Origin of the sequence: Stenotrophomonas sp. (assembly GCF_032066555.1) — a bacterium.
Lineage (GTDB): Bacteria > Pseudomonadota > Gammaproteobacteria > Xanthomonadales > Xanthomonadaceae > Stenotrophomonas.
On sequence record NZ_DAMBKV010000013.1, the window covers coordinates 68388 to 83169 of the forward strand.

Consider the following 14782-nt stretch of genomic DNA (forward strand, 5'->3'; position numbering starts at 1 on the left):
GCTGCACGCTAGCACGTCCGTCCTCCGTGTGGCGTCAAGCATGGGCCAGGGCACCCGCGCAGGTGCCCTGGCCCGCTGGCGGGGCTATTCGGCGCGGTAGACCTGGCCGCCTTCGGCCAGGAACTGCGCGGACTTCTCGGCCATGCCCGCCGCCAGCGCCTGCGCCTCATCAACCCCCTGCTCGGCCGCGTACTCGCGCACGTCCTGGGTGATCTTCATCGAACAGAAATGCGGGCCGCACATCGAGCAGAAGTGGGCCAGTTTGTGCGCGTCCTTGGGCAGGGTTTCGTCATGGAATTCCTTGGCCTTCTCCGGATCCAGGCCCAGGTGGAACTGGTCCTCCCAGCGGAACTCGAAGCGCGCCTTGCTCAGTGCGTTGTCGCGAACCTGTGCGCCGGGATGGCCCTTGGCAAGGTCAGCGGCATGGGCGGCGATCTTGTAGGCCATGATGCCGTCACGCACGTCCTGCCGGTTGGGCAGCCCAAGATGTTCCTTGGGCGTCACGTAGCAGAGCATCGCGGTGCCGTACCAGCCGATCATCGCTGCACCGATCGCACTGGTGATGTGGTCGTAACCCGGCGCGATGTCGGTGGTCAGCGGCCCGAGGGTATAGAACGGCGCTTCACCGCATTCGTGCAGCTGCTTGTCCATGTTCTGCTTGATCAGATGCATCGGCACGTGGCCGGGGCCTTCGATGATGGTCTGCACATCGTGCTTCCAGGCGATACGGGTCAGTTCACCCAGCGCTTCCAGTTCACCGAACTGGGCGGCGTCATTGGCATCGGCGATGCAACCCGGGCGCAGACCGTCGCCAAGGCTGAAGGACACGTCGTAGGCCTTCATGATGTCGCAGATGTCTTCGAAATGCGTGTAGAGGAAGTTTTCCTTGTGGTGCGCCAGGCACCACTTGGCCATGATTGAACCACCGCGCGAGACGATGCCGGTCACGCGTTTGGCGGTAAGCGGCACGTGTCGCAGCAGCACCCCGGCGTGGATGGTGAAGTAGTCAACGCCCTGCTCGGCCTGTTCGATCAAGGTGTCGCGGAAGATCTCCCAGTTGAGCTCCTCGGCACGACCATCCACTTTCTCCAATGCCTGGTAGATCGGCACGGTACCGATCGGCACCGGCGAATTACGCACGATCCACTCGCGCGTCTCATGGATGTGCTTGCCGGTGGACAGGTCCATCACCGTGTCGCCGCCCCAGCGGATCGCCCACACCAGCTTCTCCACTTCCTCGGCGATACCCGAGGACACCGCGCTGTTGCCGATGTTGGCGTTGATCTTGGTGAGGAAATTGCGGCCGATGATCATCGGCTCACACTCGGGGTGGTTGATGTTGTTCGGCAACACCGCGCGGCCCCGCGCGATTTCATCACGCACGAATTCCGGGGTGATGATTTGCTGAATGTTGGCACCGAAACTCTGCCCCGGATGCTGCGCGAGCAGACCGGCATCACGCACCGCGTCCAGCCGCTGGTTCTCGCGGATGGCGACGTACTCCATCTCCGGGGTGACGATCCCGCGGCGCGCGTAATGCATCTGGGTGACGTTGGCGGTACCAATCGCGCGGCGCGGCAGCGTGCGGCCGGGGAAGCGTACGGCATCGAGTTTGGCATCGTGCTGGCGCTTGCGTCCGAACGCGGAACTGAGCCCGGCCAGCTGCTCGGTGTCGCCACGTTCTTCGATCCAGCGTGAGCGTACCGCCGCCAGCCCGGCGGCCAGATCGATGTTGGCCTGCGGATCGGTGTACGGGCCGGAGGTGTCGTAGACGGTAACCGGTGGATTCTCCTGGCCACCGAACAAGGTCGGCGTGCGGGTCTGCGCGATCTCGCGCATCGGCACCTGCAGGTCCGGGCGCGAACCGGCGACGAAGATCTTGCGCGAGCCGGGTATCGGCCGGGTCACTGACTCGGAGAGTTGCTGGGCCTGTTGCTGCAGGCTGGGCTGTGCATTCATGGGCATTCGTCCTGTCTATCCACACGCGGGGTGCGAAGGCCACGCGAGGGATTCGCATGACGGAACGAAGCGAAGGCGCACGCTGCCAAGTCCAGGCCCATCACGGGCTCATCGACTGGCAGCACACAAAGCTTCCCTACGCCGGTATGAACCGGATCAGGTTCGAAGGGTATGTCTCAACCGCAGCCCCAAGGCTGCGGTACCCCCGCTTCGGGCGCTATTAGACCTGCAAAGCCCGGCAAATCCAACCCATCTGCTGTCAGCGCACAGGATCCTCGGGTACTCCCCCCGCACCGGGCACGGCGATGCTGAAGGGTGCCTGTGCCGGATTGCGCAAACGCATGACACCTTGTTCGTTGACGTTGATCATCAGGTCGCCTTCCGCCGAGAACGCCAGACCACCGGGCTTGTGCAGGCCGCCCGGTAGCGCACCCGCCCTGTTGCCGACCTGATCCAGCGCACCTGCTATCACGCCAGCCTTGCCATCCAGCCCGATCCGCAGCACCGTGTTGTTGCCCACGTCGCTCAGATAGACATTGCCCTGCGCGTCCACCTCGATGCGCTCGGGGCGACACCATACCCAGCTGCAACTCGCAGCCGATAGCGCCTCCCGCTCCGCGCTGCTTTTGGCTTGTGCGTAAGCGAGCTCATACGCTTTCTCCAGCGGCCGCTCCGCAACGTGGAACAGCATGCGGTGCAAACCACTCTCCGGGTCGATCCGCCAGACCGCATTCTCGTCCAATGCATACACATACCCATCGGGACCAACCGCGATGTCCTTGTAGATCACGGTTACGGCCGCGCGGTTGACCCGTTGCAGCTCGCCTGACGGAGCGATCACGTCCATCGGCCGGTGTTCATCGGAGGCCAATGTGGTGACCTGGCCCGAACGCAGATCCAGGCGCCGCAGACGCACGTCACCGCTGCCAACGTAGGGGGTGTCATCCAGCACGTACAGCACGTTGCGCGCTTCATCCAGTGCGATGTACTTCGGCTCGAAGAAGCTGGCCGTGGCAAAGTCGCCATCGCCGCGAAACGATTCCGAATAATTGCCGGCCAGTGTCTGGACCACCCCGTCAGACCGTACTGCGCGGATCCGCGCACTGCCACTATCGGCAACGTATACCGTTCCGTCGCGCGCCCTTGCCAGATCCGTGGGATAGCTGAAACGCGCTTCAAGCCGCGGGCCATCGCTGCGGCCCTTCTTGTCGTTCCCCGCCCACAGCGCTGCGTTCCCATCGCGATCGACCTGGAACAAGGCGTTATCCAGTCTGGCGACATAGAGCGTGCCGCCATCGGGCAGCATGACAATGCTGTCGTCAAGCGAGGCCGGCAGTTTGGCCGACCGGCGTTTTTCGATGTCGTCACCTTGCCACCATGCCGAAGGCGGCGCATGTCCGGCAACCAGCGCCAGCCGGCCGTCGGCCCCCAGCGCAAACAGCGCGCTGCCACCGTCAATCGCCAGCACGATGCGTCCCTTGCCATCGACGGCCACCGCGTCGATCCGGCTGTCACCATAGCCGCGATCATCCGCTGCCGCTGGCAACGCCAACAGCGTCGTGAACTCCGCTGAGCGCGGCTCGAAGCGCAGCAACCGGTGGCGATCAATCAGCAAGGGCCGCCCTTGCGGATCAATCGTCAAACCACTGAAATCCACCGGTGCCGCGTCCCTGGGCCGCGAAGGCATCGGCGGCAGGCTGCCGCGTCCGGAAAACGGTACCTGCCCGATCAGCGCGGCTACCGGGCCACTGGCCGGCGGCTGGACGAGGTAGTCGGCCGGCGGCGTCCACTCGGGTACGTCCAGGCTGCCCATCACCTCGGCACGGTCGTCATGCAGGCGGAACAGCAGTTTGCCGTTGATGCCCCACAATTTTCCGTCGGCTGCCGCGGCGATCTTGCGCAGCATGATCATCTGCCCGGGTTCCCACAGACGTGCCTTGCCTTGCGTATCGATCACCAGGGTGCGCTCGCGATAGCTGCCGCTGTCGGCGACCCAGATCCGCCCCTTGGCGTCGACTGCAATGCCCGACGGATCAGGTAGCAGTGGCGCTTCCGGCGCAACGGGAGCAGCAGTCTGGCGGCTTTCGGCAGGAAGTGACGGCGGCGATGGCGGCGCCGGGGCGACCACAATGTCCGCAGATCCGCCAGCACCCAAGGCAGGGGCCTCCGCCATCGGCTCGCCCTTGCGAAGCTGCAGCGCGGTGATCCGGCCCTTGGCATCCACCGCGCGCAATCCCTTGACGCGCTGCTCGACCACCAACAGGCGACCGTCGGCCAGGCGGGCCAGTTCAGACGGGCGCGTCAGCTGCTGTGCGTCGCCGCCGGCCGCCATCGGATTTGCCGTGCCGGGCTTCCCGATGATCGTGGTGACAATCCCATCCTGGCCGATCCTGCGCAACGCATTGCCTTCGGCATCGGCTACCAGCAGTGCGCCATCCTTGTCGCGGTAAGGCGTCAGCGTTCCCATGAAGCGAGCGTCCAGCGCAGGACCGTCAGAATTTCCATAGGACCCTGCCTGACCCATTTCCCATTGCAGGACCGAGTGTTCACTGGCCCCCACTGCTGCGGCCAGCATCAGCGGCACGACCAGCACCCATCGCGTCGACCTGGCCGACATCGCGCTCTTCAACGCATCCATTGCATCGTCTCCGTGTTCGGCTGGCAGAACAGTTCACTCAACTGCGAACGTAGCGGTTCAAGGTCCATCGGTGCGTGCACATCCAGCAGCGATACGGATGCCGTATCTCCCGCATTGAGCACCGCAAGCAACCGCGAGTCGGGCGAGAACGCGACCTTCATCGGCCAGGCATCGGTTTGGAAGACGTGCGTCAGCAGGCCGCTGTCGCGCGCCACCACCATGGCCAACGCATTCTTGGGAAAGGTCAGCGCCAGTAGACGGCCATCGTCACTCAAGGCCATGTTCCAGGTAGTGACCTCATTGCAGAAGCGATAAGCGCGCAGCGGCGACAGCGTAGCGGCCGCGTAGTCGACGACGCCGTCTTCGTATAGCGCGACGAGATTGCCATTGTTCCGATCGACCGCCAGATCGTAAGGCGACGCCCCGCTTTCGATCAGCGCACTGCGCGAACGCTTCGCGGTATCGAACACCTCGATGCCGTCGCCGAAGATGCTGTTTACGTAGAGGTGACGCCCATCGACAGCCATCGTCAGCGCAAGCTGCCGTCCGAACGACAGGTTGCGCGCATCGCCGCCATCCAAGGGAAGCGCATCAGCAACCACCTCGCCGGTAGCGGCATCCACCACCGACAGGGAATTGGCAACGCCGTTGAACACCCACGCCTGCGCACCATCGGGAGTCAATAGCAGCGGCTGCGGAAAGCGCTGCAAGGGGGTGCTCCAAAGCGCCTGCCCGCTGCGCAGATCGAAAGCAGTCAGTGCATTGATGTTCCAGGAACTGACATAAGCGCGCTGACGCTGTGCATCGACGGCAATACCCGCCGCACCGCTGCCACGGCAGAAGTTGTGTGAGCAGCCGTCACCTTCCGGCGCTTTCCATCCGCCATCACCGAACCTGCGCAGAACGCTTCTGCGTGCAACATCGACTACGACAACCGTGTTGTCTTCGTTCTCGGTGACATAAAGTTGCTGCCCATCGGCGGAGAACACCATATCGGCCGGGCCCGCTCCAACCGCAACCCGTGCGCCCGTCGCGAGCTCGGGTGATGCTTCACCCGCGCCAGCCGCGAGGCTGGCAATCAGACATGCCGAAAACACCATGATCCGTGGCATTGAAACAACGTGGGACATCGCGCGACTCCGAAAGGGAATGGTGCAAGTCCGGCCGATACGCATCGTTGCTGCTTATCGTTTACCGTCCATGGCTGCGCCATTCTAGCCCCAACCTGCCGCTTGGCGGGGTCACCCGTCCAGACCCGCGGCCACGCAACGGAAACATCCGCCGTGGGCATCACGATCCCGAGCGCGACCATGCGCTGCGAACCACCCTGTACGGGCCGAACTCAATAGCCTGCCGCCTGGCCATCCTTGCGGCTCTCCGATGCACCGTAGTAAACGCCGCTTTCCGGGTCGCGCATGATCGCCTGGTAGCCGCCATAGGGGCCATCGGCGAAGGTCACGCGATGCCCCTTGCGCATCAGGCCACGCACGGTTTCCCAGCTGAAGCCGGTCTCCAGGTTGACCTCGCCACCATCTCGCATCACGGTGGCCTGCCCGGTTGGCTCGGCAGAGCCTTCATGCTGGATGCGCGGCGCGTCGCCGGCCTCCTGCAGGTTCATGCCGCAGTCGACCAGGTTCATCACGTTCTGCGCATGCTGCATCGCACCGCCCATCACGCCAAAACTGGCGAACGGCTTGCCGTCCTTGGTGATGAAGGCCGGGATGATGGTCTGGAACGGGCGCTTGCCCGGCGCATAGCCATTGGGATGGTCCTTCTGCAGGACAAACATCTCGCCGCGATCCTGCAGGATGAAACCCAGCCCCGTCGGCGCCATGCCGCTACCCATGCCGCGACAGTTGGACTGGATCAGCGACACCATCATGCCGTCGGCCCCGGCCACAGTCAGGTAGATCGTGTCACCTTCCTCCAGCTGTTTCGACGTATCCGGCTGCACTTCCTTCATGGCCTTGTCCAGCGAATTCAGCGCACGACACTGCGCGGCCTGCTCTTTGGAGAACAAGCGCGGTACCGGTGCCGGCGAAAATGCCGGGGCCGCGTAGAAACGGGCACCATCGGCGAATGCCAATTTCTTGGCTTCGACGAACAGATGAGTATGTTCTGCCGAGCCAAACGGAATCGTCGAAGAATCGTAGCCCTCCAGCACATTGCTCTGGCCCTATGCGGGCACATCGACTGGCGGCACACGAAGCTTATCTACGCCTGTATGCGCCGGATCAGGTTCGAAGGGTATGTCTCAACCGCGACCCAGTGGCCACTGCCCCCCCGGCTTCGGGCGTCATTGGACCTGCAATCAATGAGAACGCCAAGCCAACACCGGTCAACGGGCTGCAGCTACTGCTGGGTGGCAGCGCCATGCGCACCGTCACGACCCACTAACGCAATCGTGACACGCCATTCAGTAACATCCCGCACAGGCTCGTTCCGAATGACTGCCTTGCGGCGCTTGCCGCCCCTCCTTTCCCGGCCGGGTGCAATGGTGCCAGCCGGTTGTCCTGCAAGCTCAGGCCCACTCCCCTCAATCACTCTTTTGATCGGAGAAGCTCCTTCATGGTGTTTCGTGTCTCCATTGCGTTGGTCGCGCTACTGGTGCTGATTGCCGGCCTCGCGCCCGGCCCCTTCAACGACGTGGTGCAGGCCGCGCTGGCCCAGGTTGTGCGTGGCGCTGGCTGGATGTACCTGCTGATCGTGTTCCTGACACTCTCCTTCCTGCTGTACCTGGCATTCGGCCGCTTCGGCAGCCTGCGCATCGGTGGTGAAGATGCCGAGCCTGACTTCTCCCGTGCCAGCTGGCTGTCGATGCTGTTCGCCGCCGGCATGGGTATCGGCCTGGTGTTCTGGGGCGCGGCCGAGCCGATATCACATTTCGTCACTCCTCCCGAAGGCCTGCCGCCGCAGAGCATGGATGCCGCCCGTGCCGCGATGCGTTACTCGTTTTTCCATTGGGGCCTGCACCCGTGGGCGATCTATGCGCTGATCGGACTGGCAATGGCCTGGTTCCAATACAACCGCAATGGTCGCGGGCTGATCAGCGACATGCTGCAGCCGGTCATCGGCCGCCATCATCGCGGCTGGATAAGCAAGATGGTGAACATCGCCGCCGTGGTCGCCACCGCAATCGGTGTCGCCACCACGCTGGGATTCGGCACGATACAGATCGCTGCCGGCCTGCAACGTGTGTTCGGTGTTACCGCAGGCGTGCCGTTGCAGATGACCGTCATCGCCATCGCCTTTGTGCTTTACATGATCTCCACCACCAGCGGTGTGGACCGTGGCATCAAGTGGTTGTCCAATTTCAATCTTGCGCTGGCGGCATTGCTGCTGGCCGCCGTGCTGGTGCTCGGCCCCACCGGCTTCATCTTCGATACCTTCACCACCACCCTTGGCGCCTATCTGAACCAGCTGGTGACAATGAGCCTGCGCATGTCGCCCTTCTCGGGCAGCACCTGGGTCGCCGATTGGACAATCTTCTACTGGGCGTGGTGGATCGCCTGGGCACCGTTTGTGGGTTCCTTCATTGCCCGGGTATCACGTGGCCGCAGCGTGCGCGAGTTCGTGGTCGGGGTGGTACTGGCGCCAACCCTGCTTGGCTTCCTGTGGTTCTCCGTATTCGGTGGCACCGCGCTATGGGCGCAACTGTTTGGCCACGCTGATCTCGTCCAGGCGCTGGGCAATGGTTATGAAACGGTATTGTTCACGCTGTTCGACAGCATGCCGGCCTCCTTGCTGCTGTCGGGCCTGGCCTTGGTCCTGCTGGTCATTTTCTTCGTAACCTCGGCCGATTCCGCGGTGCTGGTGCTGGCCAGCATGTCCACCGATGAGGCCGGCGACCCACCGCTGTCACGCAAACTGGTGTGGGGCATCGCCATTGCACTCATCGCAGCGGCATTGCTGCTGGCGGGTGGGCTGGATGCACTGCAGGGCATGATCACCATTGCCGCACTGCCGTTCGCACTGTTGATGGTGCTGGTGATGGTATCGCTGTATCGCGTACTGGACGCCGAGCACAACCGCCAGCGTCGGCTCGCGCAGCGCGCACGGCACATGATCGAGGCATGGATCGAGCGCGAGCAGGCAGCACAGGAAGAAGCACGTGCAGTCACTGAGCGTTCGTCAGGTCTGGACAGGTAAACGGGAGCTGCGGGGGCTGTGAACTGCCGCGGCGCATCTGGCTGGCTTGGCATCCAGCTGCGTAATGGGGCTGAACAATTGGGTGATAAGGACGGCAGCGAAGAGCTACCCCTCCCCAACCCTCCCCTTCGCTGCGCGAAAGGGAGGGGGCAGAAGCAGCTCCGCCGCCATCTTGTAGATCGCCAAGAACGGCCCCCTCCCTTTCGCGCAGCGAAGGGGAGGGTTGGGGAGGGGGGCTTTGGCTTTGGCTTTGGCTCCGGTCCTGCCACAACCAAAAGAAGCGAAGATCAGTACCCCGCCGCCTGACCGTCCTTGCGGCTCTCCGAAGCACCGTAGTAAACGCCGCTTTCCGGATCACGCATGATCGCCTGGTAGCCGCCATAGGGGCCATCGGCGAAGGTCACGCGATGCCCCTTGCGCATCAGGCTACGCACCGCGTCATAGGAAAACCCGGTTTCCAGATTGACCTCGCCGCCATCACGCATCACGGTGGCCTGCCCGGTTGGCTCGGTCGAGCCTTCATGCTGGATGCGCGGCGCATCGCCGGCCTCCTGCAGGTTCATGCCGAAGTCGACCAGGTTCATCACGATCTGCGCGTGCCCCTGCGGCTGCATCGCACCGCCCATCACGCCAAAGCTGGCGAACGGCTTGCCGTCCTTGGTGATGAAGGCCGGGATGATGGTCTGGAACGGGCGCTTGCCCGGCGCATAGCCATTGGGATGGTCCTTCTGCAGGACAAACATCTCGCCGCGATCCTGCAGGATGAAACCCAGCCCCGGCGGTGCCATGCCGCTACCCATGCCGCGGTAATTGGACTGGATCAGTGACACCATCATGCCGTCGGCATCAGCCACGGTCATGTAGATGGTGTCGCCCTCCTCCAGCTGCCTGGGCGTGCCCGGCTGTACTTCCTTCAAGGCCTTGTCCATCGAGATCAAGCTGCGACGCTGTGCAGCGTAGTCCTTGGATATCAGTCGCTGTACCGGCGCCGGCGAGAATGCCGGGTCCGCGTAGAAACGGGCGCGATCGGCGAAGGCCAGTTTCTTGGCTTCAACGAACAGATGGATGTGCTCGGCCGAGCCGAATGGAATCTTCGAGAAGTCATAACCTTCCAGCACATTGAGGATCTGCAGCGCTGCAATCCCCTGGCTGTTGGGTGGCAATTCCCACACGTCGTAGCCGCGATAGTTGCTGCTGACCGGCTCCACCCACTCGCCTTCATGGGCGGCCATGTCTTCATAGCTCAGGTAACCGCCATTGGCCTTGAAGTAGTCGCCAATACTGCGGGCGATTTCTCCTTTGTAGAAGGCCTCGCGACCACCATCGGCTATTTGCTGCAAGGTGTTTGCCAGGTTTGGATTGCGCCACATCTGGCCCTTGCGCGGCGCATGCCCGTCGATGGTGAACTGTTCCCTGAAGCCCGGATACTGCACCAGCTTCGGCACCGAGCGGTCCCAATAGTAGGCAATGACTTCCGCCACCGGGTGCCCTTCGCGCGCATAGGCGATTGCCGGCGCCAGATTCTCAGCCATCGGCTTGCGCCCGAAGCGCGCGTGCAATGCGAACCAACCATCCACCGCGCCAGGCACCGACACCGGCAACGGCCCGGTCGCGGGAATCTCCTTCAGGCCGCGCCGCTGGAACTCCGCCAGCGTCAGCGACCGCGGCGAGCGGCCCGAACCGTTGTAAGCATGCAGCTTGTGTGTCTTCGGGTCCCAGACAATGGCGAACAGATCGCCGCCAATACCGTTGCCGGTAGGCTCCATCAGACCCAGCGCTGCATTGGCGGCGATGGCTGCGTCCACCGCCGAGCCGCCATCTTTCATCACGTCCAACGCGATCTGCGTGGCCAGTGGCTGCGACGTAGCCGCCATCGCGTGTGGCGCAATCACTTCGGAGCGGGTCGCAAATTCGTGACCGGTAACACGGTCTGCGGCAAACGCAGCCGCTGATACCGTGGCGAGGGCAAGCAGAAGCGCAGTACGCAGCATGGCAGGTGACCGGCAGGAGAATGCCGGGAAGATAGCTCTTACGCACGTCTTACGCACGTCTTACGCCGCCGCCGTATCTAGTCCGCTGAAACAAACCACCCGTCGCTGCAGACCCGCGCCGGGTACACAGGTTCTTCCACAAGGGGCTCTTCAATGCAAATGCGATCCAAGCGCCATCAAGGCGGTTTCACTCTGGTCGAAATGGCCGTGGTGCTGGTCATCATCGGCGTGATCATCGGTGCGGTAATGATCGGCCGCGACGTCCAGCGCAATGCCGAATACACGCGCATCAAGCAGAAGTACGTCGATCAATGGGTCGTGGCCTACAACAGCTACCACCAACGCTTTGGTGCCCCCGTCGGCGACAACCAGGCCGCGCCGCGATTGATGGTCGCCGGCAAGGAATACGACATCGACATGGCCAACAACACCGCCACCAAGGGCGCGATCTGCAATGGCTCGGCGTCGACCAAGAGCGACCAGCCGGTATCGGCTGCCTCGCAGGACGGTGACAAGCTGCGTGACTTCATGCGGGGCGCCGGCATCAGCTTGCCGCCGGGCCGTGGCGAGGGTTTTGAAGACCGCTATGTCTATCTGGATACCAACGGCAATCCGCAGGAGATCCAGGTCTGCTTCCAGTGGAATCCGGCAGAGACCGCCTCCGGTGCCGGCAATGTGATGGTCCTTTCCGGCCTGACCCCGGATCTTGCCCGTTCACTGGACCAGATGATCGATGGCAAGCCCGATCCGCAGTCCGGTGCGTTCCGCCAGGTGGGCCTGAACAAGCGCAGCGTCGGCAGCAATGCCGATGCCGAAAGCATGGAGTGGAAGGGCAACAACACCAACAAGTCGGGTTCGGCCGGCTCGGCCAACTCCAACGTCGCCGGCGGTGGCGATGACACCGACCAGATCATCACCCTGGTCGCTCACTACAAGATGAATCAGTAATCCCATGACCATCGCCTCCATGCTGGGCCGGCTGCGCCGGTCACGACGTCTCTCCCTGACGATCTTTGCGGTGACCCTGCTGGCCCTTGTGGTCACCGCCGTGTGGTTCATCTCCGCGCGCAGCAGCCTGGCCCGCGCCTACGACCAGCTCAGCAACAGGAACGAGCTGCTCTCGCAGGCCCGGATGGCCCAGCAGGAGGCGCAACTGAAGGTCGACAACGCCAACTCCGCCCGCCAGTTGCTGGATCAGCTCGGCGATCTGGGCATGGAACCCATTGGCTGGGGCGAGCGATTGATAAACCTCAATCAAAGCCAGATGTCGCGCGTGGATTCGGATGCATTGCTGGGCGGCATAGCGCCCAGCCCGGATCGCATCTTTGGCGCCGACGTCTTCGAGCTTTCGGTGACCGACCCGAGCGAAGGGCTGTTCCATCTGCCCACCTCCTTTTCCGATCGCCCGCCGGCACCTTTGTCGCTCACGCTACGTGGGAGCCTCCTTTTCCGCACCGCGACCGGTCCATTGGCGTCGAGCGCCCCGGTGCCCCCGCCACAAAGCACGCCCGGAGGCGCGCAGCAATGAGCATGCACAGCATCGTCCAGCTAGCCGGGCGCTGGCTTTCCTTTGGCCAGGACAGCGTCGCCATCAGCGAGACCCGCCCGCGGCTGGAAGGTCCCGCGTGGCTGTTCGCCGAATTCGAAGGCGGCAATAGCGGCGTCATGTCGTTGGAAGGCAGCTCCGCCCATGCCGTAGCCCTGATCGAGAAACGCCTGCGTGCCGATGGTCTGATCGATGGCGATGCCAAGATCCTGATCCACAAGAACCGCTCGATGGGTGCCGGCTACCAGACCTTGTATACAGCCGTTCCGCTGGATACCTGGCAGCAGAGCTATGCATGGGCCGAAGCCCAGCCGGACCACTGCCTGCTGTTGCCGATCACCTCGCTGATGTGGCGCACGCTGAAGCCGGGTGAAGGCCTGATCGTGCACTGTGGACGGCAGATGAGCGTACTGGCGCTGCGCAAGCACGACATCATCCATCGTGCATCGATGGCCTACAGCGAAGATCCATCCGACCTGTCAATGACCGCCAGCGCACTTGCCCAGCAGGTTGCAGATGATCTGTCGCGCAGCGACGAGGAACCTGATCCATTGCTGTTCCGCTGGTGCTCGTTGTTGCTCCCGGCTTCCGAATCGGAGCAGATACCGCTCAATGAGCGGCTTGCCGAGATCTTCTCGATCGCTACCGGCAGCCAGGTCAAGCAGGTGCCCATGCACATCTACCGCGATGAGCACGGCCAGTCCTGGTCCAGCGGCATTGCCTGGATGCGCACGCAGGCATCCTCGCGTGATGCGGTGAACCCCTTGCCCAGCCGCGCGGCGTACCTCGCCGAATGGGCCCTGCCAATGGCATCGGCCGCATCGCTGCTCATCGCCATTGCATTGGGTGCGTTGGGTACCCGCTGGATGCTGGCCGCGCACGATGCCAACGAACGCAGCGAAGCCATCAGCCAGGAAATCAGCACACTGGAGCAGGAAGCCCGCCTGCTCGCCGACAAGGCAAACATGCCCGCCGGGCTGGATGGTGCCCTGCAGTTCGTCAGCAAGGCCAAGGCATTGACCGATGGCATCGATCCGGTAACCGGACTGGAATCGGTGCGCAGGGCCGCACAGGACGAGGTCCGCATCCTGCGCGTACGCGTCGAGCAGCCCGCCCCAGGCCAGGCCAATGCAGGTCCGCCGCGCACGCTGCGCGTGGATGGCATGGTCGATGCGGACCGCGGCACACCTGGCATGCAGATCGCGGCTTTCGTTGAGCGCCTGCGCCAGGAGGGCTTCGATCCAGTGCCGCTGGATCCGCAATCCGGCGGTGCAACGCGTGCCGGTGGCGGGGTCTTCTCCTACCTGCTCAAGACCACCACCCCAACCAGCGCCGACGCAGTGACGGAGCCCACCACGTGAAGAAGAAATACATCGCAATGACGGCCCTGCTTTGCTGGCTTGCGGTCTCCGGCTGGCTGGCCTCCATGGTCGTCGCCAAGCCGGCGGTCCTGTTCATTGGCAACAACGCCGAGGAGAGCGCAGAAGCTGCACGCCTGCGTGCCTCCCTGCAACGCAACAAACTGGTACTGGAAACGGCAGCAACACTGCGACCGCAGCCGCGCTTCGAGGGTAGCCAACTGATCGCGGTACCGGACAGCGCTGCAGCGGGTAGCGCGAGCCCCGCCAGCAATGGCGTGGCAGATGCCGATACTTTGTCCCTCGTGCCGGCATCGCTGTCGCTGGTGGTCACCGCGGACGGTCGCTCGACCGCGATCATCAACGGCATGCCGGTTCGCCAGGGCGCGCGCTTGGACGATGGCACCCGCGTGCTTGCCATCGGCAGCAACTGGGCGCGTGTGCGCAGCCCCGCTGGAGAGGTAAGCACCTTGCGTGTGCGCCACATCGGCCAGTCGCCTGAAGCCGCAGGAGCCAGCCGATGAATCCCTACGTCAAGATCGGCGCGATTGCCGGCAGCATGGTCCTGGTGGGTGTGTTGCTGACCGTGGGTCTGCGCAAGACCAGCAATGCCCCGCTCGCGGCCCCAGCCGCGACAGCGGCAACAGCAACAGCCAGCGATAGCGCCCCCCCGCCCACCGCTACCGCTGCGGAGATCACGCCGTCCGCCACCGCGACCGCAGCACCGTGGGAGACCGGGCCGCATGCACGCACCACCGCCCCGGCCCCGGCGGCCGCCATCCGCATGCCACCACCATCGCCGCCAACCTCCTCGAATGCGCAACTGCGCACGGCCATGGAGCAGATGGATCGGCAGATGACCCAGAACGAAGTGCAGGCACAGGCTTTGCTGCGGCAGCTCGATACCGCCCAGGCGACCGGCAATCTTCCTCCCGGCATGAACCCCGAAGCGGCTCGCAGCAACATCCGCATCGCCATCAGGGCCCAGCAACTCGGGCGGGAACTGGTGAGTGTCAGCCAGCAGCCAGATACGCCAGGGCGTCAGCAGCGCATGGCGCAGATAAGCAACCAGCTGATCACCCTGCGCGAGAGCCTGCGCTATGACGTCAACCAGCCCATCGCGGCCAAGACGACGCCCTGA

General features: G+C 63.7%; 10 protein-coding genes, 1 pseudogene and 1 riboswitch. Of the genes and pseudogenes, 6 read left to right on the forward strand and 5 right to left on the reverse strand.

Annotated elements, in window-relative coordinates; all coding sequences use genetic code 11:
- Positions 1-84: 84 nt before the first annotated feature.
- The 4 genes and pseudogenes from thiC to RT131_RS14635 all read right to left on the reverse strand — a co-directional run.
- Entirely contained in the window at positions 85-1959 is a 1875-nt protein-coding gene (gene thiC, locus RT131_RS14620; protein ID WP_313173527.1) for a phosphomethylpyrimidine synthase ThiC, read from the reverse strand.
- A gap of 115 nt (positions 1960-2074) precedes the next feature.
- A riboswitch (TPP riboswitch) is annotated at positions 2075-2176 on the reverse strand.
- A gap of 42 nt (positions 2177-2218) precedes the next feature.
- Positions 2219-4597 carry a hypothetical protein gene (locus RT131_RS14625; RefSeq protein ID WP_313173528.1) on the reverse strand — a complete coding sequence of 793 codons (2379 nt, stop codon included), beginning with the start codon at positions 4595-4597 and terminating at the stop codon, positions 2219-2221.
- The gene (locus tag RT131_RS14630) at positions 4585-5727 is read right to left on the reverse strand and encodes a beta-propeller fold lactonase family protein (RefSeq protein WP_313173529.1); all 1143 of its coding nucleotides are present in this window, start codon (positions 5725-5727) and stop codon (positions 4585-4587) included. The genes RT131_RS14625 and RT131_RS14630 overlap by 13 nt, the downstream gene beginning before the upstream one ends.
- A 212-nt stretch (positions 5728-5939) precedes the next feature.
- A pseudogene (locus RT131_RS14635) lies at positions 5940-6764 on the reverse strand (gamma-glutamyltransferase); the annotation flags it as partial.
- Between the two features lie 401 nt (positions 6765-7165).
- On the opposite strand from RT131_RS14635, the gene RT131_RS14640 reads away from it, so the two are divergent.
- Positions 7166-8746, forward strand: a complete 1581-nt coding sequence (locus RT131_RS14640; RefSeq protein WP_313173530.1) for a BCCT family transporter — start codon at positions 7166-7168, stop codon at positions 8744-8746.
- A gap of 287 nt (positions 8747-9033) precedes the next feature.
- Here RT131_RS14640 and ggt read toward each other — a convergent pair whose 3' ends face one another.
- Positions 9034-10737, reverse strand: coding sequence for a gamma-glutamyltransferase (gene ggt, locus RT131_RS14645; RefSeq protein ID WP_313173531.1), 1704 nt, complete (start codon positions 10735-10737; stop codon positions 9034-9036).
- Positions 10738-10890: 153 nt separating this feature from the next.
- Here ggt and RT131_RS14650 point away from each other — a divergent pair, with 153 nt between their 5' ends.
- From RT131_RS14650 to RT131_RS14670, 5 genes are read left to right on the forward strand one after another with little or no spacing between them, the layout of a single operon-like run.
- Positions 10891-11685 carry a prepilin-type N-terminal cleavage/methylation domain-containing protein gene (locus RT131_RS14650; protein ID WP_313173532.1) on the forward strand — a complete coding sequence of 265 codons (795 nt, stop codon included), beginning with the start codon at positions 10891-10893 and terminating at the stop codon, positions 11683-11685.
- 4 nt (positions 11686-11689) lie between these two features.
- Entirely contained in the window at positions 11690-12265 is a 576-nt protein-coding gene (locus tag RT131_RS14655; protein ID WP_313173533.1) for a hypothetical protein, read from the forward strand.
- A complete protein-coding gene (locus RT131_RS14660) occupies positions 12262-13644 on the forward strand; it encodes a hypothetical protein (protein WP_313173534.1) in 1383 nt (460 codons plus the stop codon). The genes RT131_RS14655 and RT131_RS14660 overlap by 4 nt, the downstream gene beginning before the upstream one ends.
- Positions 13641-14165, forward strand: coding sequence for a hypothetical protein (locus RT131_RS14665; protein WP_313173535.1), 525 nt, complete (start codon positions 13641-13643; stop codon positions 14163-14165). Before RT131_RS14660 ends, RT131_RS14665 begins: the two co-directional genes overlap by 4 nt.
- Positions 14162-14782 (forward strand): hypothetical protein, encoded by a 621-nt coding sequence (locus RT131_RS14670; protein ID WP_313173536.1) that lies wholly within the window; start codon positions 14162-14164, stop codon positions 14780-14782. The genes RT131_RS14665 and RT131_RS14670 overlap by 4 nt, the downstream gene beginning before the upstream one ends.

Bases quoted from the DNA above. Each gene is read 5' to 3' on its own strand.
- thiC (WP_313173527.1), bottom strand. From the start codon at position 1,959: ATGAATGCACAGCCCAGCCTGCAGCAACAGGCCCAGCAACTCTCCGAG.
- RT131_RS14625 (WP_313173528.1), bottom strand. From the start codon at position 4,597: ATGGATGCGTTGAAGAGCGCGATGTCGGCCAGGTCGACGCGATGGGTG.
- RT131_RS14630 (WP_313173529.1), bottom strand. From the start codon at position 5,727: ATGTCCCACGTTGTTTCAATGCCACGGATCATGGTGTTTTCGGCATGT.
- RT131_RS14640 (WP_313173530.1), top strand. From the start codon at position 7,166: ATGGTGTTTCGTGTCTCCATTGCGTTGGTCGCGCTACTGGTGCTGATT.
- ggt (WP_313173531.1), bottom strand. From the start codon at position 10,737: ATGCTGCGTACTGCGCTTCTGCTTGCCCTCGCCACGGTATCAGCGGCT.
- RT131_RS14650 (WP_313173532.1), top strand. From the start codon at position 10,891: ATGCAAATGCGATCCAAGCGCCATCAAGGCGGTTTCACTCTGGTCGAA.
- RT131_RS14655 (WP_313173533.1), top strand. From the start codon at position 11,690: ATGACCATCGCCTCCATGCTGGGCCGGCTGCGCCGGTCACGACGTCTC.
- RT131_RS14660 (WP_313173534.1), top strand. From the start codon at position 12,262: ATGAGCATGCACAGCATCGTCCAGCTAGCCGGGCGCTGGCTTTCCTTT.
- RT131_RS14670 (WP_313173536.1), top strand. From the start codon at position 14,162: ATGAATCCCTACGTCAAGATCGGCGCGATTGCCGGCAGCATGGTCCTG.